29 protein-coding genes are annotated in these 26,436 nt (G+C 52.2%); 16 read left to right on the forward strand and 13 right to left on the reverse strand.

Annotated elements, in window-relative coordinates; translation table 11 throughout:
* Positions 1–15 precede the first annotated feature (15 nt).
* Positions 16–1,440: a 6-phospho-beta-glucosidase gene (locus tag GPJ68_RS19375; RefSeq protein WP_172860515.1), complete on the forward strand. Its 1,425-nt coding sequence runs from the start codon at positions 16–18 to the stop codon at positions 1,438–1,440.
* Positions 1,441–1,523: 83 nt separating this feature from the next.
* On the opposite strand, the gene GPJ68_RS19380 is transcribed toward GPJ68_RS19375, so the two are convergent.
* On the reverse strand, positions 1,524–1,988 hold the full coding sequence (locus tag GPJ68_RS19380; protein WP_016157319.1) for an OB-fold putative lipoprotein: 465 nt from the start codon (positions 1,986–1,988) through the stop codon (positions 1,524–1,526).
* Positions 1,989–2,259: 271 nt separating this feature from the next.
* Between GPJ68_RS19380 and GPJ68_RS19385 the strand changes: the two genes are divergently transcribed.
* Positions 2,260–2,499 carry a SymE family type I addiction module toxin gene (locus tag GPJ68_RS19385; protein ID WP_016154182.1) on the forward strand — a complete coding sequence of 80 codons (240 nt, stop codon included), beginning with the start codon at positions 2,260–2,262 and terminating at the stop codon, positions 2,497–2,499.
* Between the two features lie 74 nt (positions 2,500–2,573).
* Here the strand turns inward: GPJ68_RS19385 and hycI are convergent, their stop codons facing one another.
* From hycI to hycA, 9 genes are all read right to left on the reverse strand, one after another.
* Entirely contained in the window at positions 2,574–3,044 is a 471-nt protein-coding gene (hycI, locus tag GPJ68_RS19390) for a hydrogenase maturation peptidase HycI (RefSeq protein WP_016154183.1), read from the reverse strand.
* Complete coding sequence (locus GPJ68_RS19395) at positions 3,037–3,447, reverse strand: formate hydrogenlyase maturation HycH family protein (protein ID WP_003037385.1); 411 nt, start codon at positions 3,445–3,447, stop codon at positions 3,037–3,039. Before GPJ68_RS19395 ends, hycI begins: the two co-directional genes overlap by 8 nt.
* The gene (gene hycG, locus GPJ68_RS19400; protein ID WP_016154184.1) at positions 3,444–4,211 is read right to left on the reverse strand and encodes a formate hydrogenlyase subunit HycG; all 768 of its coding nucleotides are present in this window, start codon (positions 4,209–4,211) and stop codon (positions 3,444–3,446) included. The genes GPJ68_RS19395 and hycG overlap by 4 nt, the downstream gene beginning before the upstream one ends.
* Positions 4,211–4,753, reverse strand: a complete 543-nt coding sequence (gene hycF, locus GPJ68_RS19405) for a formate hydrogenlyase subunit HycF (protein WP_016154185.1) — start codon at positions 4,751–4,753, stop codon at positions 4,211–4,213. The genes hycG and hycF overlap by 1 nt, the downstream gene beginning before the upstream one ends.
* Positions 4,754–4,762: 9 nt before the next feature.
* Positions 4,763–6,472 carry a formate hydrogenlyase subunit HycE gene (hycE, locus tag GPJ68_RS19410; RefSeq protein WP_016154186.1) on the reverse strand — a complete coding sequence of 570 codons (1,710 nt, stop codon included), beginning with the start codon at positions 6,470–6,472 and terminating at the stop codon, positions 4,763–4,765.
* A gap of 17 nt (positions 6,473–6,489) precedes the next feature.
* The gene (locus GPJ68_RS19415; protein WP_046274832.1) at positions 6,490–7,413 is read right to left on the reverse strand and encodes a respiratory chain complex I subunit 1 family protein; all 924 of its coding nucleotides are present in this window, start codon (positions 7,411–7,413) and stop codon (positions 6,490–6,492) included.
* A gap of 2 nt (positions 7,414–7,415) precedes the next feature.
* Positions 7,416–9,242, reverse strand: coding sequence for a formate hydrogenlyase subunit 3 (gene hycC, locus GPJ68_RS19420; protein WP_149381269.1), 1,827 nt, complete (start codon positions 9,240–9,242; stop codon positions 7,416–7,418).
* A complete protein-coding gene (hycB, locus tag GPJ68_RS19425; protein WP_016154189.1) occupies positions 9,239–9,850 on the reverse strand; it encodes a formate hydrogenlyase subunit HycB in 612 nt (203 codons plus the stop codon). The genes hycC and hycB overlap by 4 nt, the downstream gene beginning before the upstream one ends.
* 142 nt (positions 9,851–9,992) lie before the next feature.
* A complete protein-coding gene (gene hycA, locus GPJ68_RS19430) occupies positions 9,993–10,451 on the reverse strand; it encodes a formate hydrogenlyase regulator HycA (RefSeq protein ID WP_016154190.1) in 459 nt (152 codons plus the stop codon).
* Positions 10,452–10,649: 198 nt separating this feature from the next.
* Here hycA and hypA point away from each other — a divergent pair, with 198 nt between their 5' ends.
* From hypA to flhA, 6 genes are all read left to right on the forward strand, one after another.
* A complete protein-coding gene (hypA, locus tag GPJ68_RS19435; protein WP_019077546.1) occupies positions 10,650–11,021 on the forward strand; it encodes a hydrogenase maturation nickel metallochaperone HypA in 372 nt (123 codons plus the stop codon).
* A gap of 52 nt (positions 11,022–11,073) precedes the next feature.
* Entirely contained in the window at positions 11,074–11,946 is an 873-nt protein-coding gene (gene hypB, locus GPJ68_RS19440) for a hydrogenase nickel incorporation protein HypB (RefSeq protein WP_016154192.1), read from the forward strand.
* A complete protein-coding gene (gene hypC / locus GPJ68_RS19445) occupies positions 11,937–12,209 on the forward strand; it encodes a hydrogenase 3 maturation protein HypC (RefSeq protein WP_003037411.1) in 273 nt (90 codons plus the stop codon). The genes hypB and hypC overlap by 10 nt, the downstream gene beginning before the upstream one ends.
* Positions 12,209–13,330, forward strand: coding sequence for a hydrogenase formation protein HypD (gene hypD, locus GPJ68_RS19450; RefSeq protein WP_019077547.1), 1,122 nt, complete (start codon positions 12,209–12,211; stop codon positions 13,328–13,330). Before hypC ends, hypD begins: the two co-directional genes overlap by 1 nt.
* Positions 13,327–14,337: a hydrogenase maturation carbamoyl dehydratase HypE gene (gene hypE, locus GPJ68_RS19455; RefSeq protein ID WP_016154194.1), complete on the forward strand. Its 1,011-nt coding sequence runs from the start codon at positions 13,327–13,329 to the stop codon at positions 14,335–14,337. Before hypD ends, hypE begins: the two co-directional genes overlap by 4 nt.
* A 206-nt stretch (positions 14,338–14,543) precedes the next feature.
* Positions 14,544–16,622, forward strand: coding sequence for a formate hydrogenlyase transcriptional activator FlhA (gene flhA / locus GPJ68_RS19460; protein ID WP_180836943.1), 2,079 nt, complete (start codon positions 14,544–14,546; stop codon positions 16,620–16,622).
* 106 nt (positions 16,623–16,728) lie between these two features.
* Here the strand turns inward: flhA and GPJ68_RS19465 are convergent, their stop codons facing one another.
* Complete coding sequence (locus GPJ68_RS19465; protein WP_003825888.1) at positions 16,729–17,073, reverse strand: nitrous oxide-stimulated promoter family protein; 345 nt, start codon at positions 17,071–17,073, stop codon at positions 16,729–16,731.
* A gap of 188 nt (positions 17,074–17,261) precedes the next feature.
* Here GPJ68_RS19465 and GPJ68_RS19470 point away from each other — a divergent pair, with 188 nt between their 5' ends.
* Genes GPJ68_RS19470 through sitD form a run of 4 tightly spaced genes read left to right on the forward strand, consistent with a single transcriptional unit; the run spans position 17,262 to position 20,699 of the window.
* Positions 17,262–18,179: a metal ABC transporter substrate-binding protein gene (locus GPJ68_RS19470; protein ID WP_019077550.1), complete on the forward strand. Its 918-nt coding sequence runs from the start codon at positions 17,262–17,264 to the stop codon at positions 18,177–18,179.
* Entirely contained in the window at positions 18,176–18,991 is an 816-nt protein-coding gene (gene sitB / locus GPJ68_RS19475) for an iron/manganese ABC transporter ATP-binding protein SitB (protein WP_019077551.1), read from the forward strand. Before GPJ68_RS19470 ends, sitB begins: the two co-directional genes overlap by 4 nt.
* Positions 18,992–18,993: 2 nt before the next feature.
* Entirely contained in the window at positions 18,994–19,851 is an 858-nt protein-coding gene (sitC, locus tag GPJ68_RS19480; protein WP_016154199.1) for an iron/manganese ABC transporter permease subunit SitC, read from the forward strand.
* Positions 19,848–20,699, forward strand: a complete 852-nt coding sequence (gene sitD / locus GPJ68_RS19485) for an iron/manganese ABC transporter permease subunit SitD (RefSeq protein WP_016154200.1) — start codon at positions 19,848–19,850, stop codon at positions 20,697–20,699. The genes sitC and sitD overlap by 4 nt, the downstream gene beginning before the upstream one ends.
* 108 nt (positions 20,700–20,807) lie before the next feature.
* Here sitD and GPJ68_RS19490 read toward each other — a convergent pair whose 3' ends face one another.
* Positions 20,808–21,605: an EAL domain-containing protein gene (locus GPJ68_RS19490; protein WP_104651272.1), complete on the reverse strand. Its 798-nt coding sequence runs from the start codon at positions 21,603–21,605 to the stop codon at positions 20,808–20,810.
* A gap of 228 nt (positions 21,606–21,833) precedes the next feature.
* Entirely contained in the window at positions 21,834–22,436 is a 603-nt protein-coding gene (locus GPJ68_RS19495; RefSeq protein WP_016154202.1) for a helix-turn-helix domain-containing protein, read from the reverse strand.
* A 456-nt stretch (positions 22,437–22,892) separates the two neighbouring features.
* Here GPJ68_RS19495 and GPJ68_RS19500 point away from each other — a divergent pair, with 456 nt between their 5' ends.
* From GPJ68_RS19500 to GPJ68_RS19515, 4 genes are all read left to right on the forward strand, one after another.
* Complete coding sequence (locus GPJ68_RS19500; RefSeq protein ID WP_046274827.1) at positions 22,893–23,678, forward strand: winged helix-turn-helix domain-containing protein; 786 nt, start codon at positions 22,893–22,895, stop codon at positions 23,676–23,678.
* A complete protein-coding gene (locus GPJ68_RS19505; RefSeq protein WP_016154204.1) occupies positions 23,678–24,190 on the forward strand; it encodes a hypothetical protein in 513 nt (170 codons plus the stop codon). Before GPJ68_RS19500 ends, GPJ68_RS19505 begins: the two co-directional genes overlap by 1 nt.
* 916 nt (positions 24,191–25,106) lie before the next feature.
* Entirely contained in the window at positions 25,107–25,667 is a 561-nt protein-coding gene (locus GPJ68_RS19510; protein WP_047357877.1) for a fimbrial protein, read from the forward strand.
* A gap of 83 nt (positions 25,668–25,750) precedes the next feature.
* Positions 25,751–26,416, forward strand: a complete 666-nt coding sequence (locus GPJ68_RS19515) for a molecular chaperone (protein WP_223952813.1) — start codon at positions 25,751–25,753, stop codon at positions 26,414–26,416.
* The last annotated feature ends 20 nt before the right edge of the window (positions 26,417–26,436 follow it).

Here is a 26,436-nt window from a genome sequence, read left to right on the forward strand (position 1 = left end):
GAACTGAGGTTAACTATGTCTGTTTTTCCGCAAGGATTTTTATGGGGCGGCGCACTGGCCGCCAACCAGTCAGAAGGGGCATACCAGGAAGTCGGCAAAGGGCTGACCACCGTCGATATGATCCCCCACGGCGCAAACCGCATGGCCGTCAAACTGGGTCAGGAAAAACGCTTTACGCTGCGGGATGACGAATTTTATCCCAGCCATCAGGCAATCGACTTTTATCATCGCTATAAAGAAGATATCGCGCTGATGGCGGAAATGGGGTTTACGGTTTTTCGTACTTCCATTGCCTGGAGCCGTCTCTACCCCAACGGCGACGAGCTGACGCCTAATGAAGAGGGTATCGCGTTTTACCGGGCCGTGTTTGCCGAGTGTAAAAAATACGGTATTGAGCCGTTAGTTACGCTGTGTCACTTCGATGTGCCGATGCATCTGGTCAGCGAGTATGGCTCCTGGCGTAACCGCAAAATGGTGGAGTTCTTTACCCGCTATGCCCGTACCTGCTTCGAGGCCTTTGACGGTCTGGTGAAGTACTGGCTAACGTTCAACGAAATCAACATTATGCTGCACAGCCCTTTTTCTGGCGCCGGACTGGTGTTTGAAGAAGGAGAGAATCAGGATCAGGTGAAATATCAGTCCGCCCACCACGAACTGATTGCCAGCGCCCTGGCAACTAAAATAGCCCATGAAATTAATCCGCAAAACCAGGTCGGCTGTATGCTGGCGGGCGGTAATTTTTATCCTTATTCCTGTAAACCGGAAGATGTGTGGACCGCGCTGGAAAAAGACCGCGAAAACCTGTTCTTTATTGATGTGCAGGCGCGCGGGGCTTACCCCGCTTACTCTGCCCGTGTGTTTCGCGAAAAAGGCGTGGTGATAGAAAAAGCGGCGGAAGATGACGATATCCTGAAAAACACCGTCGATTTCGTCTCGTTTAGCTATTACGCATCGCGCTGCGCCTCCGCTGAAATGAATACTGGCAATACCAGCGCCGCTAACGTGGTGAAGTCGCTGCGTAATCCGTACATTGCCGCCAGCGAATGGGGCTGGGGTATCGATCCGCTCGGCCTGCGCATCACCATGAATATGATGTATGACCGCTACCAGAAGCCGTTGTTTCTGGTGGAAAACGGGCTGGGGGCGAAAGATGAGATCGATGCTAACGGCGAAATCAATGACGACTATCGCATTAGCTATTTACGCGAGCACATTCGCGCCATGGCAGATGCTATTGAAGATGGCGTGCCGCTGCTGGGCTACACCACCTGGGGCTGTATCGATCTGGTTTCAGCCTCAACCGGTGAGATGAGCAAACGCTACGGTTTTGTGTATGTGGACCGCGATGACGCGGGCAACGGCACGTTAGCGCGTAAACGCAAAAAATCGTTCTGGTGGTATAAGAAAGTGATTGCGAGTAACGGGACCGATCTGGAATAACAATGTTGCCGGATAACGGATGACGCCGCCATCCGGCAACACGTATTATTCAGAATATATATACCCGCTGTCTGTTATCATTTTTATTGTACAACTTTAGGATTTTGCAGCAGCGGCAAAGGCGCTTCGCCCAACGCGTGGACCTGACCAATAATTGTCGCGCTCCGGCCAATCTGTAATGACTCAACATTCGTACTATTATGGGAGCCAAACTGGAACTGAATCACGTTGTTCGTTTTATTATTTTCGTCTTTCAGGCTGACAAGATAAGAATAAGCATTGGAAATACCATTAACCTTACGAATATCAATGACCACGCCCCGCAGCTTCACCCATTCACCAAGATAGTCCTTATTGGCTTTAACAGGATTTAAGGTATAGGGCGCGACAAAATCAGCGACGGACAAGGTTGGCATTGACGCAGCTGATGACTCCCCCGGTTGAAATAATCGGTCTCCCGCAGAGAAGAACGCGTCAGCCGCCGTCTCGCACCCGCTAAGAAGAGAGGAAATAATAATTAAATTTACCAAACGAATACCTGAACGCATAAATAACTCCTGTATATTAATTTCCCATATATTCAAACTCTAAATAATTCGAGTATATAACCTCCCTGAACAACGCCGAAATATAATATAACTCCCGTATTAGTAAAAGAAGAGAATATTCCCCCCCAACTATTATCAACTTCTCATCTTTTTCATTATTTGCATTCTATTTTCTGGATCTGCCTTCCAGTTTCGGGTTTGCCCTCCCGCCTTTTTACTGGCATTTTATTCAGTAGTTTTCCATCTCTTTATTTGTAACAAGGGAGTGTTTATGTCTGGTAAAAATGGCAATGCCGAAGCGGTTATCAACAAGCCATTACGTCATTTTAAAGTCAGCTATGTCAGAGTACGGCATGAAGATCGCAAAACCGGTTTTACACGACGTATAAGCCGCCATGCTTCACTCACGATGAACGGAGACTGGCTGGAACAGGCGGGGTTCCCAACGGGCACGTCGGTAAAAGTATCGGTTACGCAGGGGAAATTAATTATTGAACAAGCAGGTGAATAGTCTGTTTCGAGGGTGTCGACGTTATCCGGATGGTGGTAATGCGACACACCATCCGGTATTCAGTGCCCTCAGGCTCAGGCTTCCGGTGCCTCTAATTCAGCGAACCCACCGTGTCCTTCCCACCCGGCTAATCGCTGATAGACGGTATCTACCGCATCTTTGATCGGCTGTGTCATCGGGTAGTAAAAACCGACAATATCCGGCTGAATGCCAAGGAAAATCACCTCGCCAACGTCGTCTTTCAGCTGATCGACCAGGTAGTTCAGCGGCATGTTGTGGGTGGTCATCATGAACATCTCGGCAATATCATCAGGATCGATAATGCGGATTTCACCCGGATTTAGCCCCATATCGGTGGCATCCACAATCAACAGACGCTGCGGGCGCAACTCGCGGATGGCGACGATGTCGTTTTCCGGCGCGCTTCCGCCGTCGATGACAACCCATTGACCTTGAGGATTTGCAGCACACATTTCGGCCAACAGCGGCCCCGCGCCGTCATCGCCCATCATGCTGTTACCCACACATAATAAAACGTCAGTCACGATGTCTCCTCACCATCAGATAGATGGCGCTTTCCTGGTGGATATCGTGAAGCATGCTAAGCATCAGCTTGCTCCACTCCTGCTGCTGCGGGGTCTGCACGGCACGCGCATCATCGAACGCGCGAGCCAGCATCTGCACATGGTTGAAATCGATGACGATCTCGCCGTACTTCGGCACGCCTTCCATTTTCCGGCGTGCTTCACTGCCTTCGGCAAGCGTGGCAATCCACGCCAGATATTCATCCCACGGACAGGTTAACGCCGCTTCCAGGCAATCGATGATCCCAAGGTGGTGACCAATCGCCAGGCTGTAATAGACAACCTGCTGCGCCTCAGCGGGCGTTGCATCGTTCTCATCAATAAACTTACGGCTCAGTTGACTGAACACCACCGTTTCACTCATCGGATACGCGCCTCTTCGACAACATGATTAAGATGCGTGACGATCTCGGTCAGACGCGGATCGTTTTCCGCTTCCAGCCAGCGCGCCACCTGATGCTCACCCTGCCCTAACTGTGTCATATAGTCATCAGCAATCTGGCGACCGTAGCGGTAGCCCGCCAGACGGCGTGCTTCACGATCCACCTTCACGCGCAGCGGCTGAACCATGTCCGGATGCAGAATTTCAGCCGGTTGTGCGTCCAGTTCACCTGGCGCACGCGCGTGAATTTTTTGTTCCAGCAGACCCAGCGCCATTGCAAAACCGTATAGCGTAGCCGCAGGCGTTGGCGGACAGCCAGGAATATACACATCCACCGGTACGATTTTATCCGTGCCGCCCCATACGCAGTATAAGTCGTGGAAGATACCGCCGCTGTTACCGCAGGCACCGTAAGAGATACAAATTTTCGGATCTGGCGCAGACTGCCAGGCGCGCAGCGCCGGAGAGCGCATGGCACGCGTTACCGCGCCGGTAAACAGCAGGATATCCGCATGGCGCGGTGATGGTACAACTTTGATACCAAAACGTTCGGCATCAAACAGCGGAGAAAGCGTAGCGAAGATTTCGATTTCACAGCCGTTGCAGCCGCCGCAGTCCACACGGTAAACGTACGCTGAACGCTTGATGCTTTTAAGCAGCGATGCTTTCATGCTGGCAATGGATTCATCCACCGTCATCGGTACCGGAATACCGTTGGCGTCACGTGGGCCTAATAAATTGCTCATCAGCTGGCCTCTTTCATATGGCGAGTCAGTTCAATACGGTCAGACGGCACCAGGCATTTCTGGCGCTTACAATCCGGGCAGGTCTCAAAGCTTTCACGGTGGTTTTCCGCACGGCTGTCGCCGTTGTGCTTAAGTAGCGCAATGGCGTAATCGATCTCTTTTTGTACCGCAAACGGGCGGTTACATACGCGACAATTACACAGCGCAAAGCGGGACTGCTGCAGGAAATCCTCTTTCTTCCACACCGCCAGTTCATACTCCTGCGACAGCTTGATTGCCGCCGTCGGGCAGACTTCTTCGCAGCGGGCGCAGAAGATGCAACGGCCGAGATTGAACTGCCACGCCAGCTCATGGGTAACCAGATCGGTTTCTACCGTCAGCGCGTTTGACGGGCACGCATTCACACAGGCCGCACAGCCAATGCACTGCTGCGGATTGTGTTCCGGTTTGCCACGGAAGTTTTTATCGACCGCAATCGGCTCCAGCGGATACGACGACGTCGGCGCCCCGGTTTTGATGACTTTTTTGATAAAGGTAAACATGGCGATTCCTTATTTCAGCGGCGAGTTTTTACGCTCGATGCTGTAGCGCTCAAGTTCTTTGTACGGCACGACTTTGCTCTTCTTCTTACGCACATCGACCACAGTCATACGGTCGGTACAGGAGTAGCAAGGATCGAGGCTACCGATAATCAGCGGGGCATCGGAAACGGTGTTGCCACGCAGCATGTAGCGCAGCGTCGGCCAGTTGGCGTAAGTCGCCGCGCGACAGCGCCAGCGATACAGTTTCTGGTTGTCGCCAGTCATACTCCAGTGGATGTCATCCCCGCGCGGCGCTTCAGCAAAGCCCAGCGCAAAGCGGTGTGGAATGTAGGTAAAACCTTCCACAGCCAGCGGGCCGCCTGGCAGGTTGTCCAGACCAAAGTCGATCATATTCAGTGCGGTGTAGACTTCATTGATACGGACTTTCAGACGAGAAATAACGTCGCAACCCTGCTCACTGTGAACTTCCATCGGCAGCAGACCATAGCCCACAAACGGGTGATCGGCGCGGGTGTCACGCGCATGGCCGCTGGCGCGTACCATCGGGCCGACGTTACTGAAATCACGGGCAATTTCCGGATCAAGACGACCAATACCTACGGTACGCTGTTCCATGTTCGGCGTGCTGAGCAGCATATCGACCAGTTCCTGCACGTCACGACGCATCTGCTGCGCCAGTTGACGGGTCTGGATCATATCCTCTTTCAGCAGATCACGACGAATACCGCCGATCAGGTTCAGACCGTAAGTTTTACGTGCCCCGGTGAGGATCTCCGCCATCTTCATGGAGGTTTCACGCACGCGGAAGAACTGCATAAAGCCGGAGTCAAAACCGGTAAAGTGACAGGCCAGGCCGAGGTTCAGCAGGTGCGAGTGCAGGCGTTCAACTTCCAGCAGAATGGCGCGGATCATCTGCGCACGTTCCGGCACGACGATGCCCATCGCGTTCTCGACGGAGGTGGTATAGGCGGTGCTGTGCGCAAAGCCGCAAATGCCGCACACGCGGTCGGACAAGAAGGTCACTTCGTTGTAACCCATGCGGGTTTCCGCCAGCTTCTCCATGCCGCGGTGGACATAGAACAGACGGTAGTCGGCGTCGATGATGTTCTCGCCGTCAACAAACAGACGGAAGTGACCGGGTTCATCAGAGGTGACGTGCAATGGGCCAATCGGCACCACGTTGTTTTTCTTGTCGCCCAGTTCGTTGATGAACTCGTAGGTTTCAGCATCGGTAGTCGGCGCGGGGCGCTGGCGATAATCCATGCTGTCTTTACGCAGCGGGTAGAGTTCGTCCGGCCAGTCATCCGGCAGTACCAGACGACGCTCATCGGGCAAACCAACCGGGATCAAACCGTACATATCGCGCACTTCGCGCTCGCCCCAGACCGCAGCAGGCACGCGCGGCGTGACGGACGGGAACTCCAGCTTATTGGCATCGACTTCAACGCGCACGGTAATCCAGCACTTGGTACCCTGCTCCATCGACAGCACGTAGTACACGGCATAATGACCGCACAGCTGACGTTCGTCGTTACCAAACAGCACGGACAACCAGCCACCCTGTTTGTAGTACAGGAACTCCACCACTTCCGGCAGGTAGTTCACCTTGACGGTGATCGTCAGCTGATCTTTGGTCTGCCAGGCTTCATCCAGCACGACGCCCGGGAAGGCCTGGTGCAGCGCCGCGAGATATTGTTGACCTAATTTTTCTTCAGACATGCTCAAACTCTCTTAAATCACGCCACCAGCAAGGAGACGAACGCTAAAAACGCAAACCCAAAACCGGCCCAGGTCACGCGTGAAGTGGCGCAAAAACGCAGACGCGCCATGCTGTTTTCGAACAGGGCGATGACCAGCACGCCGAGAACCAGTTTGACGACGGCAATCACCAGCGCCAGTAGCAGCCCACCCGAGGTGAAGGTTTCCATCTGTCCCCACGGCAGGAACACGCCAACGAACATTTGCAGAACGACCAGTTGCTTAAGGCTAATGCCCCATTTCAGCACCGCAAAACCGCTGCCGCTGTATTCGGTCAATGGACCTTCCTGCAGCTCCTGCTCTGCCTCTGCCAGATCGAACGGCAGTTTGCCCATTTCGATAAAGGTGGCGAAAGCACAGGCGCACAGCGCCAGAATCAACGGAATGCTGCGTGCAGCAGGCCAGTGATAAATGGTATCGGCGATATTGCTGATATGCGTTGAGCCAGCAACCTGCGCCGCTACCCACAGACCCAGCAGCAGGATAGGTTCAACCAGCACGCCGAGCATCGCTTCGCGGCTGGCGCCAATAGCGGTAAACGGGCTACCGGTATCCAGGCCCGCGATAGAGAAGAAGAAGCGAGCGATGGCGAACAGGTAAATTAAGGTGATCAGATCGCCCAGTTGCGGCAGTGGTGAGCCAACGGTCACTACCGGCAACGCGGTGGCGATAGTCAGCATCACACCCACCATCACAAACGGCGTCAGGCGGAAAACCCAGCTGGAATCCGCAGGCGCAATGCTCTGACGGCCCAGCAGTTTGATAATGTCGCGGTATTCCTGCAAAACGCCCGGACCGCGGCGATTGTGCAAACGCGCACGTGCCACGCGGGTAATACCGGACAGCAGCGGCGCAACGGCAAACAGCACCAGCGCCTGAATTAACGGATATAAAACACTCATTCTCAGGCTCCTCGTGAAACCACAATAACCACCAGTACCGCCAGCTCAATCAGCGCCAGGCGACGGAACAGCACCGGTGCAGCCGCATTCTGCCAGCCCGGAACCAGTGATACCGGATTCAGCCATTTGCGCAGTTTGAGTACCGGTGCAAAGGCTTCTTTCACCGGCATGGCAAAACCGTGTGCGGTAATGACCATTGACTGCTCGTGATCGTAACCACACACCCATGCCGCACCGCGTGAACGCGATGGCAGACGGTTGCCTTTGAAAATCGCCATGATGATGAACGGCAGCAGCGGACATGCGATCAGCAGCAGCGTGATCATTGGCTGAGAAACGGTGGTTTTCGCGGTTTCCAGCGGCAGCGGAACGGCAGCGGAGATCATCGGCAGCAGCCACGGCGCAGCAACGCCCCCAATCACGCAGCAGATAGCCAACGCGACTACGCTAACGCCCATCAGGATTGGCGCGCAGCAGGCATTTTCAGCTTCCTTCGTGCGCGGTGCGCCAAGGAACGTAACGCCATAGACTTTCGCCATACACATCACCGCCAGCGCGCCGGTAATCGCCAGTCCTACCGCCAGCAACGGTCCTAACAGACGACCGACAAACGCGCCGCTGTTGCCAAGCTTAAAGAAGGACTGGTAGATAACCCACTCACCGGCAAAACCGTTCAGCGGCGGCAGTGCGGCCATCGCCATCAGGCCAACCAGCATCGCCAGAGAGATAACCGGCATACGTTTACCGATACCGCCCAGTTTTTCGATATCACGATGACCGGTACGGAACCAGATGCTGCCTGCGCCCAGGAACAGAACGCTTTTGAACAGGCTGTGGTTTACCAGGTGGTACAGACCGCCGGTCAAACCCAGCGCAATCAGCGCAGGTTGATTCAGGGAAATTCCGGTTACGCCAGCGCCCAGACCCAGCAGAATAATGCCGATGTTTTCCAGCGTGTGGTATGCCAGCAGACGCTGAATGTTGTGCTCCATCAGCGCATACAAACCGCCGACAAACGCGGTGATCATTCCCAGCACCAGCAGCGTAATGCCCCACCACAGCGGCGCGTTACCGCCCAGCAGCGACAGGGAGAGAATACCCAGCAGACCCACCTTCATGACGACGGTAGAGAACAGCGCCGCAGCCGGTGCGCTGGCGTTGGCGTGTGCCTGTGGTACCCATCCGTGCAGCGGAATAATCCCGGCCAGCAGGCCAAAACCCGCCACGCCCAGCAGCCAGATATCAGACCCGAGCGGCAGCTCCTGAGTGCGCAGGTCAAGCAGGCGCAGCTCCAGGGTGCCGTAGCGTTGCCACACCAGGTAGCAGGCAATAGCCAGCAGCAGCGTGCCGACACGGCCCAGCGCAAACCACAGTTTGCCCTCTTTGCTGCAGCCGGTGAGGAACACGGCACACAGCGCCATGATTTCCGCCATCACCACCAGCGTTCCGAGGTTGCTGGCAACCACCGCACATACCGCCGCGGCCATCAGCAGATTCACCAGCAGCCCGTTGGCTTTTACCTGCGGATGACGATGCCAGTCAATGTTGTACAGGCTGACAAACAGGCCGCACAGGCCCAGCGTAATCAGCCAGATAGCGTTCAACGGGGTAATTTGCACACTGTGACCAATAAACGGCATCACACCGCTTAAAGCCAGGGCATTAGTCAGTACGGTGAAACCCGCAGCCGCCGTACACAGGCTGCCAACCGCACCGCCAACCCCGGCAATCCAGCCGCTCAGCGGTTTGTGAAATGAAAACAGAAATGCCAGAACCGCAGCCGCCGTAAACCAGGCCACGCCGCTGTTAATCAGTGAAATTGCGCTCATTTTGCATCCCCACTCTGAGCCTGCTGAAACAAGGTGAGATCGCCGAAATCGGTATTGAAAGTCAGCTCACGCTTACGTTTGCTGGCGCGGGCAATATCCACGTTACTCACCAGGTGCAGGGCTTTGGTCGGGCACATGCGTACGCAGGCCGGACCAAGCTCGTCAAAACTGCACAGATCGCATTTCACCGCGATGGCACGAATACCCGGAACCCAGTCCAGCAACGTGCTCACGCGGGCAGGCGCTGGCGGAGCCGGAGGCGCTTTTGGTGTATTGGCGTTTGCCGGGATATGCAGCGGACGGCTACCGGAAAACTCAATCGCGCCAAACGGACAGGCGATCCCGCACAGTTTGCAGCTTACACACAGGCTTTCATTCAGCTGCACGGCACCATCAACGCGATTAATCGCATTAACCGGACAAACGGTGGCGCAAGGCGCATCTTCGCAATGGTGGCAAAGCTGCGGGGCGGATTCTTTTTCATTTAACATCACTTTCAGGCGCGGCATTGACTGCAGGCCATGCTGGCGATGTGTCTCTGAGCAGGCGGCTTCACAGGTGTGGCAGCCGATGCAAAGAGTGGAGTCAGCAATTACAAAACGATTCACCAGGCATTCCTCAGGTGATAGTCATTTTTGACGAAAACATGTCTGGAAAATGTCATTTCGACATTTTTCGACATGCCCATTCCCTAAACGTCGTGACGCAGTATGAAAGTGCATCATGACAAAAGTGGGCAGCACCCAAGGCTTAAGCCGGGCTATGCCCCTCAATCAGCTGGCTTAAATTCACCGGCATATTGTTTTCAACCGCGGTATAGAGGCTGTCGTAGACGGTGGCGATTTTTTCGAGATAGTGTTCCAGCACCTGCTCGCGATCGCGGTTGCTGATACGCTCATCGACTTTACCGTCGATGGTCAACTCAGCCTGTGCAATCAGTTGCTTATCATCACCGTCTTTCGTTTCAACGTAGTACTCGATGGTGTGGCTGTTAAAGCCGTCCGCCAGCGTGACGTAGATAGTGAAGTGTTCAAAAAGGACGAAGCAGAGATCCTTGTCCGGTGCGCAGCTCATTGCATGATGCAAACGCGCTTTTGACAGGGTGATCCCCTGAACCAGCGAGTTGCAGTAAATACGCCACTGGTCCTGTAGGCGACGATGCCGTTCAGCGATGTAATCGGCTTTTTCGCTTATTTCCCAAATAGTCATGTCAGGTTACCCGTTTAGCAGAGATGAACAGCTTTAAGCACATTTCATGCCAAAATTAAAAACCTTGATTTTCATATAGATAAAAAATCAAAGAGCGGTGACGACATGTCATTTCGTCATCGTCGTCATTGTCACGATAGAAAAAATTCAAGCTGGCATGTTTATTGCTTTTAATACGGCAACTTCATAGGAGGCGGTATGCACGAAATAACCCTCTGCCAACGGGCACTGGAATTGATTGAACAACAGGCCACGCAATACGGTGCTCAACGAGTAACTGGGGTCTGGCTCAAAATTGGCGCATTTTCTTGCGTAGAAACCAGCGCTCTCGCCTTTTGTTTTGATCTGGTATGCCGCGGGACCCTTGCAGAAGGTTGTAAACTCCACCTCGAAGAACAAGAAGCCGAATGTTGGTGCGAATCTTGTCAGCAATACGTCACCTTACTGACGCAACGCGTGCGCAGATGTCCGCAATGCAACAGCGATATGCTGAGAATTGTGGCCGATGACGGCTTACAGATTCGACGTATTGAAATAGATGAAACTCCAGCGTCGGATGCCGACGCCTAAGCGTCATCATCCGGCAACTGAAGTATCGCAAGTAATAAATCAGGAGTGAGCGATGTGTACGACATGTGGTTGCGCTGAAGGCAACCTTTATATAGAGGGTGATGAGCATAATCCCCACTCGGCGTTTCGCAGCGCGCCATTTGCCCCAGCGGCTCGTCCGGCGCTGAATATTACCGGGGTGAAGACCTCCAGTTTCACACCGAGCCAGACTGAAGAAGGCGATTTGCATTACGGTCACGGTGAAGCAGGCACCCACGCACCAGGCATGAGTCAGCGCCGGATGCTGGAAGTGGAAATTGACGTGCTGGATAAAAACAACCGTCTGGCCGAGCGCAACCGCGCCCGCTTTGCTGCCCGTCAACATCTGGTATTAAACCTTGTCTCAAGCCCAGGCTCCGGTAAAACCACGCTGCTGACCGAAACGCTGATGAAGCTCAAAGACAGCGTGCCTTGCGCCGTCATTGAAGGCGACCAGCAGACAGTTAACGATGCCGCCCGTATTCGCGCCACAGGTACGCCCGCCATCCAGGTCAACACCGGTAAAGGTTGCCACCTTGACGCACAAATGATTGCTGACGCCGCGCCACGTTTGCCGCTTGAAGACAACGGCATCCTGTTCATTGAAAACGTCGGGAACCTGGTTTGCCCGGCCAGCTTCGACCTCGGAGAACGCCATAAAGTGGCGGTGCTTTCCGTCACCGAAGGCGAAGACAAGCCGCTGAAATACCCGCATATGTTTGCCGCCGCGTCGCTGATGCTGCTCAACAAAGTAGACCTACTGCCGTACCTCAATTTTGACGTAGAAAAGTGCATCGCCAGCGCCCGGGAAGTGAACCCGGAAATTGAGATTATCCTGATTTCCGCCACCAGTGGCGAAGGCATGGACCAATGGCTCTCCTGGCTGGAGACGCAGCGATGTGCATAGGTGTTCCGGGTCAAATCCGCACCATTGATGGCAACCAGGCCAAAGTCGACGTTTGCGGTATTCAGCGTGACGTCGACCTGACGCTGGTCGGAAGCTGCGATGAACACGGTCAACCCCGTCTGGGCCAGTGGGTACTGGTCCACGTCGGCTTTGCCATGAGCATCATTAATGAAGCTGAAGCGCGCGACACGCTCGACGCGCTGCAAAACATGTTTGACGTTGAGCCGGATGTCGGCGCGTTGTTGTATGGCGAGGAAAAATAATGCGTTTTGTTGACGAATACCGCGCACCAGAACAGGTGATGCAGTTGATAGAGCACCTGTGTGAACGTGCCGCACACCTCCCCTACACTGCTGAACGTCCGCTGCGCATCATGGAAGTGTGTGGTGGTCATACCCACGCTATCTTCAAGTTCGGTCTCGACCAATTGTTGCCCGACAACGTCGAGTTTATTCATGGCCCGGGCTGCCCGGTTTGCGTTCTGCCGATGGGCAGAATCGACAGCTGTGTGGAAATCGCGAGCCATCCGGAAGTGATTTTTTGCACCTTTGGCGATGCGATGCGCGTTCCGGGTAAACAAGGTTCTTTGCTACAAGCCAAAGCGCGCGGCGCGGATATCCGCATCGTCTATTCACCGATGGATGCGCTGAAGCTGGCGCAGGAAAACCCAACGCGTAAGGTTGTGTTCTTTGGCCTGGGTTTTGAAACCACAATGCCAACCACCGCCATCACCCTTCAGCAGGCAAAACAGCGTGACGTGCAGAACTTTTACTTTTTCTGCCAGCACATCACGCTTATCCCTACGCTGCGCAGCCTGCTGGAACAGCCGGACAACGGCATCGACGCCTTCTTAGCGCCGGGCCATGTCAGCATGGTGATTGGCACCGATGCCTATAATTTCATTGCTTCAGATTTCCATCGTCCGTTGGTGGTCGCCGGTTTCGAACCGCTCGATCTGTTGCAGGGCGTGGTGATGTTGATTGAACAGAAGATTGCCGCGCATAGCCAGGTTGAAAACCAGTATCGCCGCGTGGTGCCGGACGCCGGTAACCTGTTAGCGCAACAGGCCATCGCCGAAGTATTCTGCGTCAATGGCGATAGCGAATGGCGCGGTCTGGGCGTCATTGAATCCTCTGGCGTTCACCTGACGCCAGACTATCAGCGCTTTGATGCCGAAGCGCATTTCCAGCCAGCGCCGCAGCAGGTGTATGACGATCCGCGCGCGCGTTGCGGCGAGGTATTGACCGGCAGATGCAAACCGCATCAGTGCCCGCTATTTGGCAAAACCTGTAACCCGGAGACCGCGTTTGGCGCCCTTATGGTCTCCTCAGAAGGCGCATGTGCCGCCTGGTATCAGTATCGTCAGCAGGAGTGTGAAGCATGAACAGCGTACAACTCGCCCACGGTAGCGGCGGTCAGGCTATGCAGCAGTTGATCAACAATCTGTTTATGGAAGCTTTTGCTAATCCGTGGCTGGCGGAACAAGAAGATCAGGCCCGTCTGGACCTGGCGCAACTGGTTGCAGAAGGCGATCGTCTGGCGTTTTCAACCGACAGCTATGTTATCGATCCGTTGTTCTTCCCGGGTGGCAATATCGGCAAGCTGGCCATCTGCGGTACGGCTAACGACGTGGCGGTCAGCGGCGCGATCCCTCGCTACCTCTCCTGCGGTTTTATCCTCGAAGAGGGTTTGCCGATGGAGACGTTGAAAACCGTCGTCAACAGTATGGCGGCGACCGCGCGTGAAGCAGGCATCGCCATCGTGACCGGCGATACCAAAGTCGTGCAGCGCGGCGCTGCAGACAAGCTGTTCATCAACACGGCCGGAATGGGGGCGATCCCCGCCAACATTCACTGGGGCGCACAGACCCTCGGCCCAGGCGATGTGCTGCTGGTCAGCGGTACGCTTGGCGATCACGGCGCAACTATCCTTAACCTGCGCGAACAGCTGGGTCTTGATGGCGAACTGGTCAGCGACTGCGCGGTATTGACACCGCTTATCCAGACGCTGCGTGATATTCCCGGCGTGAAGGCGCTGCGTGACGCGACCCGTGGCGGCGTAAATGCGGTAACGCATGAATTTGCCGCCTCATGCGGGTTTGGTATTGAGCTGTCTGAAGCGGCCCTGCCCGTGAAGCCCGCGGTGCGTGGCGTTTGCGAACTGCTGGGTCTGGATGCGCTTAACTTTGCTAACGAAGGCAAGCTGGTGATTGCCGTTGAGCGTCAGGCTGCTGAAACGGTGCTTGCCGCGCTGCGCGCACATCCGTTAGGACGCGATGCCGCAATGATTGGTGAAGTGGTAGAACGCAAAGGTGTGCGTCTTGCCGGACTCTACGGCGTGAAACGCACTCTCGATTTACCACACGCCGAACCATTACCTCGTATATGCTAACAGCCGGTTGGCAGCAAGCTGTAGGCCGGGTAAGACGCATTTGCGTCGACATCCGGCCTTAACGCTGCATTATCACCTGATGGCGTTTTGCCGATCGGGTCTACGGTTCGAGTAGCGGGACCAGTCCGGCAATAATTTACGACTTATACCTATAATTCATTTACCGTTTTCGCACCGTTCTGCGGTGCTTTTCCTGGAAAAGCAATATGTCGTATACACCGATGAGTGACCTCGGACAGCAAGGCCTGTTCGATATTACTCGTACATTATTACAGCAGCCCGACCTGCCGTCTCTCAGCGAGGCGCTTTCGCAACTGGTCAAGCGTTCAGCGCTGGCCGACTGCGCGGCTATTGTCTTATGGCAGGCACAAACGCAGCGTGCGCGTTATTTTGCGACGCGTGAAAATGGTAACCCCATCGATTATGAAGACGAAACGGTGCTGGCGCATGGCCCGGTACGCCGTATTTTGTCTCGCCCCGATGCGCTGCACTGCAACTATCACGAGTTTAGCGAAACCTGGCCACAGTTGGCCTCTGGCGGACTGTATTCTAAATTTGGTCACTACTGCCTGCTGCCGCTGGCGGCAGATGGACGAATCTTTGGCGGTTGCGAATTTATCCGTAACGAAGACCAACCGTGGAGTGAAAAAGAGTACAACCGGCTGCAGACCTTCACCCAAATAGTCGGCGTCGTTGCTGAACAAATTCAAAGCCGGGTCAGCAACAATGTCGATTACGATCTCCTGTGCCGTGAGCGTGATAACTTTCGCATCCTGGTCGCCATCACCAATGCTGTGCTCTCACGTCTGGATATTGATGAGCTGGTCAGCGAAGTCGCCAAAGAGATCCATCACTACTTCGACATTGATGCCATCAGCATCGTGTTACGCAGCGATCGCAAAAACAAGCTCAGCATTTATTCCACTCACTATCTGGATGAACATCATCCGGCACACGAACAAAGTGAAGTGGACGAAGCCGGCACGCTCTCTGAACGGGTCTTCAAAAGTAAAGAGATGCTGCTGATTAACCTGAGCGAACGCGATACCCTGGCCCCTTACGAAAGAATGTTGTTCGAAACCTGGGGCAACCAGCTACAGACTCTGTGCCTGCTGCCGCTGATGTCCGGCAATAATATGCTCGGCGTACTTAAGCTGGCGCAATGTGAAGAGAAAGTATTCACCACCGCCAATCTCAAACTGCTGCGCCAAATCGCAGAACGCGTGGCGATCGCCGTGGATAACGCTCTCGCCTACCAGGAGATCCACCGCCTGAAGGAGCGGCTGGTCGATGAAAACCTGGCGCTGACTGAACAACTCAACAACGTGGAGAGTGAGTTCGGAGAAATCATTGGCCGCAGCGAAGCGATGTACAGCGTACTCAAACAGGTCGAAATGGTGGCGCAAAGCGACAGCACTGTCCTGATTCTTGGTGAAAACGGGACGGGTAAGGAGCTGATTGCACGAGCAATTCACAACCTGAGCGGACGTAACGCCCGTCGGATGGTGAAAATGAACTGCGCGGCAATGCCTGCCGGATTGCTGGAAAGCGATCTGTTTGGCCATGAGCGTGGCGCATTTACCGGGGCCAGCACGCAGCGGATTGGACGCTTTGAACTGGCGGACAAAAGTTCGTTATTTCTCGATGAAGTTGGCGACATGCCGCTGGAGCTTCAGCCCAAGCTGCTGCGCGTTCTGCAGGAGCAGGAGTTTGAACGTCTGGGCAGCAATAAGCTGATCCAGACCGACGTTCGCTTGATCGCTGCCACTAACCGCGATCTGAAAAAGATGGTCGCCGATCGCGAGTTTCGTAACGATCTCTACTATCGACTGAACGTCTTCCCGATCCATCTGCCGCCGCTGCGCGAGCGCCCGGAAGATATTCCGCTGCTGGTGAAAGCCTTCACCTTCAAAATTGCCCGCCGGATGGGGCGCAATATCGACAGCATTCCCGCCGAAGCCCTGCGTACGCTGAGCAACATGGAATGGCCGGGTAACGTGCGCGAGCTGGAAAACGTCGTAGAACGCGCGGTTCTGCTCACCCGGGGCAACGTGCTGCAACTGTCCCTGCCGGATGTAATCGCTATGGCGCCGTCTACGCCGCCGGTGGCCACCGAAGTTGCGCAGGATGGCGAAGATGAATACCAGTTGATAATGCGCGTTCTGAAAGAAACCAATGGCGTTGTCGCCGGTCCTAAAGGCGCGGCACAAAGACTGGGGTTGAAACGCACAACGTTACTCTCGCGCATGAAGCGCCTGGGCATTGATAAGGACGCACTGGTTTAACGGATTATTGCCCGATAGCGCTACGCTTATCGGGCCTACGCCACTGGTGCGTTTGTCTTTGTCGGCCGGATAAGGCGCAGCCGCCATCCGGCATAGAATTGCTAAATCACTTCTTCCGCTGGTATTTCTCGGGTAACTCCGGCACCGGACGTTTGTCATCAATCAGATGACGCACGGTCAGGATCGGATGACGCCAGAGCATTCTGGGTCCAGCCCAACGCATAATTTGCTTCATCTCTTCGCGTTTAGCGGGCTGGTAACAGTGCACCGGACACTGTTTGCAGGCCGGTTTTTCCTCACCAAATACGCACTTATCCAGGCGCTTTTGCGCATAGGCAAACAACGCATCGTAATGCCCCGGTTCATCTGAAGCCTGCGGACACTGGCTCTCATACAGCGAGATCATTCTCTGGATCGTCATTTTCTCACGTGCAATACGTTTGCCGGACATGATGCCTCCACAATTAAGTTGCATAAATAATACACCTTAACTAAGCGCAGGACTATTCCCTGCCGGTGATACATTCCTTAGCACCCTACGCAAATAAGAATTATTTTCATTTGTTTATGCCATGTGCTATATAACATAGCAAAGGCTATATTCGATGATAAATTAACCACTTTGTTGTGAGGGATACTATGCCGCATCTGCCCCATCTGAAGTCATTTCTCCTTGCCAGCGTGTTAACGGCGCTTACGCTGTCACCTGCCTGGGCGAAAGAAAAGTTCAAAGTGATAACCACCTTTACGGTGATTGCCGATATGGCAAGCAACGTGGCAGGTGACGCGGCGGACGTCAGTTCCATCACCAAACCCGGGGCAGAAATTCACGAATATCAACCCACACCGGGGGATATTAAACGGGCGCAGGGCGCACAGCTTATTCTCTCCAACGGCCTTAACCTCGAACTATGGTTTGCCCGCTTCTATCAAAATTTGTCCGGCGTACCGGAGGTCATGGTTTCAAACGGCGTGCAGCCAATGGGTATCAGCGAAGGGCCGTACAACGGCAAACCGAATCCGCATGCCTGGATGTCAGCGGAGAACGCGCTTATCTACGTGGATAACATTCGCGATGCGCTGATGAAATACGATCCCGACCATGCCGCAACCTACCAGAAAAATGCGGAGAATTATAAAGCGAAAATCCAGCAGACTCTGGCGCCACTGCATGCAGAACTGGCGAAGCTCCCTGCTGATAAACGCTGGCTGGTCACCAGCGAAGGCGCATTCTCTTACCTCGCGCGTGATAACGGCCTGAAAGAGCTGTATCTGTGGCCGATCAATGCCGATCAGCAAGGCACGCCCAAGCAGGTACGCAAAGTGATCGATGCGATCAGAAAACATCAAATCCCTACCGTATTTAGCGAAAGCACCGTGTCCGACAAACCTGCGCGTCAGGTCGCCCGCGAGTCTGGCGCGTATTACGGCGGCGTGCTGTATGTCGATTCGCTCAGCGCTGCCGATGGTCCGGTACCGACCTATCTGGATTTACTGCGCGTGACGACAGAAACCATCGTCAGCGGCATCAACGACGGGTTAAGGAGCCAAAAATGAGTCAATCTGCGATTACCGTGAATCAGGTTACGGTGACGTATCGCAACGGCCACACCGCGCTGCGGGATGCCACTTTTCAGGTTCCGGGCGGCTCAATTGCCGCTCTGGTCGGCGTAAACGGTTCGGGAAAATCAACGCTTTTTAAAGCGCTGATGGGTTTTGTCCGGTTGGCGAAAGGGGAAATATCTATTCTGCAACAACCGGTTAATAAGGCGCTCAAACAGAATCTTATCGCCTATGTCCCCCAGTCAGAAGAGGTGGACTGGTCGTTTCCGGTACTGGTGGAAGATGTAGTGATGATGGGCCGCTTTGGCCATATGGGTTGGCTGCGTCGACCAAAACAGATCGACCACGACTGCGTGGATGCGGCGCTGGCGCGGGTAGATATGCTGGACTATCGCCATCGCCAGATAGGTGAACTGTCCGGCGGGCAGAAAAAACGCGTTTTTCTGGCAAGAGCCATCGCACAGGACGGGCAGGTTATTTTACTGGATGAACCCTTCACCGGCGTGGATGTGAAAACCGAGGCTCGGATCATCGATCTGCTGCGTGAACTGCGTGATGAAGGCCGGACCATGCTGGTCTCTACCCATAATCTGGGATCCGTCACCGAATTTTGCGATTACACGGTGATGATTAAGGGCACGGTGCTGGCAAGTGGGCCAACCGAAACCACGTTTACCCACGAGAATCTCGAGCTGGCATTCAGCGGCGTTCTGCGTCACGTCGCGCTGAGCGGCGGTGAACAACACGTGATTACCGATGATGAACGTCCGTTTATTTCGCGGCGCGCGGCAAGCGAGGGGGAGTAATCATGAACTGGCTGACGGAGCCGTTTGGCTACCAGTACATGCTCAACGCCATGTGGGTTTCGGCGATGGTCGGCGGCCTGTGCGCATTTCTCTCCTGCTATCTGATGCTCAAAGGCTGGTCGCTGATTGGCGATGCGCTGTCGCACTCGATCGTTCCAGGCGTGGCCGGAGCCTATATGTTAGGGCTTCCCTTCGCGCTGGGCGCATTTCTTTCCGGTGGACTGGCGGCGGGCAGCATGCTGTTTCTCAATCAGCGTTCACGCCTGAAGGAAGATGCCATTATCGGGCTGATTTTTTCGTCCTTTTTCGGTATAGGGCTGTTTATGGTGTCGCTTAATCCGATGTCGGTGAACATCCAGACCATTATTCTGGGTAACATCCTGGCGATTGCGCCGGAAGATATTCTGCAACTGGCGATCATCGGCGTGGTTTCGCTGACCATTCTGTTTTTGAAGTGGAAAGATCTGATGGTGGTCTTTTTTGATGAAAACCACGCGCGGTCTATCGGTCTGAATCCGGGTCGGCTGAAGCTGTTGTTTTTTACGCTGCTCTCCGTTTCCACGATCGCCGCACTGCAAACCGTCGGCGCCTTTCTGGTGATTTGCCTGGTGGTTACGCCCGGTGCGACGGCCTGGCTGCTGACCGATCGTTTTCCTCGCCTGCTCACCATCGCCGTGGCGCTCGGCAGCCTGACCAGCTTTTTTGGCGCCTGGCTAAGCTACTGGCTGGACGGTGCAACCGGCGGAATTATCGTCGTTCTGCAAACGCTGCTGTTCCTGCTGGCATTTGTCTTCGCACCAAAACACGGTCTGCTGGCAAATCGCCGCCGCGCCCGTCTGGTGAACAAGGAGCAAGTATGATCTTAACAACGCTGCTGGAACCTTTTCAGTTTAGCTTTATGGTTAATGCGCTGGTCATCTCTACCATCGTCGCTGTGCCCTGCGCGCTGCTGTCGGTATTTTTAGTACTCAAAGGCTGGGCGCTGATGGGCGATGCCATGAGTCATGCGGTATTCCCAGGGATTGTACTGGCGTGGATTGCGGGCATCCCGCTGGCAATTGGCGCGTTTATCGCCGGTCTGTTCTGCGCGGTGGCGACCGGATACCTCGACGATAACAGCCGCATCAAGCGCGACACCATCATGGGTATTGTTTTCTCCGGGATGTTTGGTGCGGGTCTGGTGCTGTACGTCTCTATCCAGTCAGAAGTCCATCTCGATCATATTCTGTTCGGCGACATGCTGGGCGTATCGTTAAGCGATATCATGCAAACCGCGGTTATTACTCTGGGGATCGCGCTTATCATCGGACTTAAATGGAAAGATTTGCTACTGCATGCGTTCGACCCACATCAGGCAAAGGCCAGTGGGCTTAACACCGCACTGCTGCATTACGGCCTGTTGTGCATGATCGCCCTGACGATTGTCGCCACGCTAAAATCGGTAGGGATTATTTTGTCAATTTCATTACTGATTGCACCTGGCGCCATCGCGATTTTAATGACGCGGAAATTTTCCCACGCCTTATGGCTGGCGGTGGCGATGTCGGTCATTACCTCATTTATGGGCGTGTACCTGTCATTTTTCATCGACAGCGCGCCGGCTCCCACCATCGTCGTACTATTTTCCCTGCTGTTTGTGATTACCTTTATTTATGCAACCCTGCGCGATCGGCGTTTAGAGAATCAGCTTCAGCTACAGGATCCGTAAATTATGGGTCTGCTAATGTTCTTGATATTAATATAGCCTCCGCCAGGAGGTTATATTATCGGCAGATTACAGCATCGTGATGATACGTTTAAATAAATGGATTATAGATTACTCTAACGTGAACAACGGTTGTGGCTTGCCAATGTGGTATCCCTGTAACCACCCGACATTCATGTGTTCCAGGTGCATCTGGATTTCGGCACTTTCAACAAACTCGGCGACAACCTGCATACCTTTCATTGCCGCAACCCGGCAGAAAGATTCGATGATATAGCGACTAACCTCACATTTTATAATCCCACGAACGAAAGACCCATCAATCTTCAAAATATCTGCTTCAATGTTCATCAGGCGTTCATAGCTTGCAAACCCGGCACCGAAGTCATCAATCGCGATCCGACATCCCAATTGACGTAGTAAGCGTAGTGTATCTGCCGTGTGTTCTTTATCTGACAGGGTATCAGCCTCGGTTATCTCAAAAATAATCCGTTGCGGTATCACCACATATTCCTGCAACAACGCAGTTATCTTTGCAACGATACCTGAACAACATAGCGTCACTGGCGCCAGGTTAATGGAAAAACAACTCAGCGGATGGTAGCGCATGTACTTCAGGGTGTTCTCAATAACCCAAAGATCGATATCGGGTGCTAACCCTGTGTCGCGTGCAACCGACAGAAAATGGTCAGGGGAAAGAAATTCCCCGTGCTCATTGAGCATGCGGATCAATATCTCATGATAGGATTCATCACCACGAGTACTGACGATAGGCTGGGCCAGCAGGACAAAGGTATTGTGATCCAACGCGTTTTGCAGTGCAGCGCGAACATCCGTTGTATCGGTAGTAGGGTTGCCAAACAGTCGGCTATGCTGTGCCTCAAGGTTTTCCGGCCTGCCGTTGGTCATTGGCGATATGACTTTTGTTATTATTGGAGGGAACATCATATTCATATCAAATTAATAAATAAATACTAATTTATAGATAAAAATGGACATTCCGCGTAGCTGGCATCAGCGGTGAAGAAAAAGACAAAAACCAACATACTGATAATTAACAAAAATCACAAACCCAGTTTTTGCATTATCATTCCAGCTGAGTGCAAAAAAACACGTCAGATGCTTTTAATGTTAACTTTAACATACAAAAAAAGAGAGTTTCCCTCGCTTCATAATTATTTTTCCGTCACTCACTAACTCCTGCAATACTTTGTGGATAGCACTGCGTGAGATATGATTTCGAGCGAGAATGAATGTATACACAGATGTGTTTTCACGCATCTCAGGCTCCATCGACCAAATATACTTCAGGTGTTCAATAATCAATTCACGGATAGTGCGATGCGATTGCAATTTTTCTCGCTGAAAATAGCGTTGCAGATGTAGCGTTAAAATATCAAATGCATGTTTCCAAAGATTCTTCGCAGTGAACAAAAGTTCGGCATTGGGTGCACTCATTGCCCACATTTCACAATCGGTATCACAACGTAAATAGTGTCCGGCAACTTCCGTACGCATTTGTGGCAAGCCGAGGATGGCCGGTGCAGATATACTTACCATCACTAAATCATTTTCCACACGATGAACAGAGACGGCCCCTTTCTCCAGAAACAAGATATTTCCATCACTCTTCAGATCAATACGCTGGCGTTTTTTGCGTAAGGACAGCCAGGCATTATCTGACTTTTTCATTTCATCACCAACAAGCACTACAGCATTTTCAATATCTTTCTGGAACATGGGACTCTCTACCGCAAATTATGGCTTTGTCAAAACGAGGGTGGAATGTTACTCAACACGAAAAATAAATGTCAGCTCACCAACAAGCTGACATTTATTCCCATCTACATCTACCACCGGCATTCCCTGGTGCCGTTGACGCGTTCAGACTCATGCTGTTTTCGCGTGGTGGCGCCAGGCAGTATATGACGCTGTCCATAAAGAATTAATGGCAATCATCTTTGTCGTTGTTATTTCATCTTTCTGTTCTTTTCAATGTAGCCAAAAAGATACAATACATTGATTTATATATAGTTTATTTTCATTAAAAAGTTATCATTGTTGTTATATTATGATACGAAATTGAAACACTTCGCGGTTCTCGCTGCAGGGTCGGGTCCATACTGGTGGTCTTTATGGACTAAGTGGTATCATGACTCGCCAACCGCCTGGCGCACCAGCAAGAGTAGAAACATCATGTCTGAGACTGGCAATGTCAGTTATCTGATTGAAAAAATAATAATATTTACGCCAGCTACACAATCTCTGGCGCGGATAGATCAACCCAATCAGCGGATAAAACTCAAACACTCGGCGTCATTATGTCTTTTATTACTTATTCAACATCGCGGGCAAGTGGTTTCCCAAAACGAACTACTGGAATTCGGCTGGGGTAAAAATCACCGCCAGGTGAGCTTCAACGCCTTTTATCAAAGCATTCTCTCTTTGCGCAAAAGTTTGCTGCAGCTGGAACTGGAGCAACCGCTTATCACCACGATCCCCCGCAAAGGGCTGATCATCCAGGAAGAGTTCAATATTCAGGTGATTGAAACTCCGGAGGAGAGCGTATCTTTTACAGCAGAACCTTTAGTGCCGGATGTCGCCATAGAAGAACTGTCAGATGACACAGCGCGCCAACCTTTGATAACCACTGCTGAAATGGTAATACTTGCTATTACCCTGATAATTTGTGTGCTTATAATGTATCCGTGGCAAACCAGTGATAACTATTTCTCCGGCTATATCACCGCAGACAACGCCCCCACTGACTGTCAGTATTATTTTAATAATGATGCCAGTAACTTCTCCCGACATACGGCATTTATCAACAAAAATCCTGGGCTGTGTCAGAGCCATAAATTTATCTATATCACCACCTACCCTGAATCCAAAAAATTATCCGTGCTTGTATGTCGCTCACCGATGAAAAACAGGCAGGAAAACGCCTGTCAGTCGGTTTATTACCCACGGTATGATAGCTAATGAATTTTTATTCCCGAACGCCCCGCATCCAGACAGGTATTATCCTGCTGCTTTGTTTTGCTGCGCTAATTGTTACCGCTGTCTACCGGTACAGTAAAAACAATGGTCAGTTACATAATCTGACCTGTCGGTCTGCCATCGAGATTGTACGCAATACAAGCTCATTCCGAGGGATCATTGATATCAAAACCGGCGGCAGCAAAGGTATTGTGAATATTGATGGCATTATCAAAGATGCCGAAAATAATGAGCAGACCGTGCAACGCATGGTACTTTTTACACAATCCAGCTACGGCTCAAGCCCGGTTTGGATTTCGCAGAAAATCCAAATCTCCAATCGCGAAACAGCACCCGCCAGTCTCATTCAGGAACTCCTCCCCGACTTCTTCCTGACCAACACCAGCGTATCCAACGTCGATTTTTTTGCGCTGAATAGAGAGACGTATTTGATTACCAAAGAGGGGATCCCCTATCTGTACTGCCAGAATTATGCGTTGCCGGAAAATGAATAATCAGTAAGCGAAGATTAAAAAAAGCAAAAACGATTTGAAAGAGTCACTTGATACGGACTTCACGAACCACACGCCAATGATGTCTTGGTGTGTTAATGCTGATTCATAAAGATTATTTCCTCTCATAATATAAAAACCCTATTCTAACCTACACTACCATAACTCGCTGATTATGCGAACATTGTTACCCTGCTCGTCCAGCGTTATAACTCTCTGGTTTTCCAATAATCCCTTCCCTCTCTGACCGCCAGTAACAAATGTCACCGACAGTTGTATATTGATGCAACGATGATTTTATAGCTCGGGCGACTTTTCAGGCGCAGAGTTAGCGGTGAAATTTGACAGTGTGCCAAGCTGATATTCTGCAATGCGGCACAATCATCCGGTCAGACAGGTATTGAGCATGTTCATAACCCGATTGATTGCCCTGCCCGGGAGTCCACTTTAGCCCAGGGCCGACACAGCAATTGTATCTAACACGTTTATTTTATTAAGTTTTTGATAACAATTAGTTAATTAATTTATTCATTCGCCTATTCCGCTGTTCTGCAAAAACGTCATTTGCAGCTTTTGTCCATCATCTAACCAGTAATTACTTTCTTAACGCTAGCCTCTTCATCCCCTCGCTCATGATATAAATTTATAAAAAACATTAAAAATAGCGTTTTAATCTTAAAAAAATAATTTAATCGATATTTACATTTACCAAATATGCAAACAATGGTCTTATATTCCAACCTTACAGCGTGACGCGAAATGTTGTTCTGCAACCGAATGCGCCACTCCAGAGAAGGTGAAATGAATCATCAACATCTGTTCAGATGCCAGGGATGATGTAGCGCGAACCAGGGAGCAGGGAAAAAGTTTCACGCTACTGACAAAAGTAAATTTGATTATGAAAATGGGATATACACAAATGTTTAACAAAACATTCATCGTAGCGGCATTGATGGTTTCCAGCTCTGCATTTGCAGCTGAATCAACCGGCGTAGCGGGTGGCACTATTACCTTTAACGGTTCAGTGTCCGATACCACCTGTAACGTAGTGACCAATAACGGTTCAGACTTCACGGTAAACCTTTCCCCTATTGCTGTGGGTGATATGGGCACCACCGCCGGTGTTGTTAAAACCAACGCCAAAGACTTCACCATGAATCTGAAAAACTGCTCTGCGGCATCGGACGAAGCTAAAACGCTTAAAATCACTTTCAGCAGCAGCAACCTGTCGGATGATGCTAAATACCTGAAAAACTACAGCGACAATGGTGCCGAGGGTGTGGGTATTGCGCTAACCAAAGACGGTAACACTGCCGTACCGTTTGATACCGCTTTCGATACTGGTCTGAGTTCCGCTGACGCTGCCACCGAAGATGGCGTCACACTGACCATGTATGCCAACTACTACAACTACGGTGGCGCGGCCGTAACAACCGGTAAAGTGGTTACTGACGCAACTTATTCCTTCAGCTACGACTAACTCATTCAGCCGGGGTCTCCCCGGCTCTCCTCTACGACATTATGAAAACTCTGATATTTTTTCTTGCGGCTACGTTCATTTCCATGAATGCCAGCGCAAGCGTTGTGATCAACGAAACGCGTGTTATTTATCCGGCCAGCGCCAAATTTGTGTCGGTGCAACTGGTAAACGACAGCGAACAAACCCATCTGGTGCAGTCCTGGATTGACGAGGGCGATGCTTCCGCCGCGCCGGAGAAAGTCAAAGTGCCGTTTTCTCTGCTGCCTCCGGTCGTAAAAATGAGCGGACACGCCGGACAGGCTCTGAAAATCTCGGCGATGAACACCCATTCGCTGCCAAAAGACCGCGAAAGTGTGTTCTGGCTTAACGTTCTGGATGTCCCTCCCGTCCCTGAAGGGAGTGGAGATAGCTACCTACAAGTGGCCATTCGCAATCGTATAAAACTGTTCTATCGTCCGGATCAACTGAGCGATCTCGACAGCAGCGTGGCGGAGAAAATTACCGTTTCGACTTCTGGCGGTCACACTTGCCTGAAGAATAATTCGCCATATTACATGACCATCCCTCAGGTCGTGACCTGGCAGGGGGGCGAGCTAAAGCAAAGCCGAAAAGATAATTTACTGGCTGAGACTGCGTTTATACCGCCGTTTGGCTGCGCGCTGGTATCCAGCAAAATTCAGTCCGGTGGGCAATATCGCCTTACCTGGCTTGATGATTATGGCGCAAAGAGATTCAGCACTATCCACTGATATCCCAGATAAATGACTCC

It is taken from the genome of Citrobacter sp. 172116965 (assembly GCF_013458095.1).
GTDB lineage: Bacteria > Pseudomonadota > Gammaproteobacteria > Enterobacterales > Enterobacteriaceae > Citrobacter > Citrobacter braakii.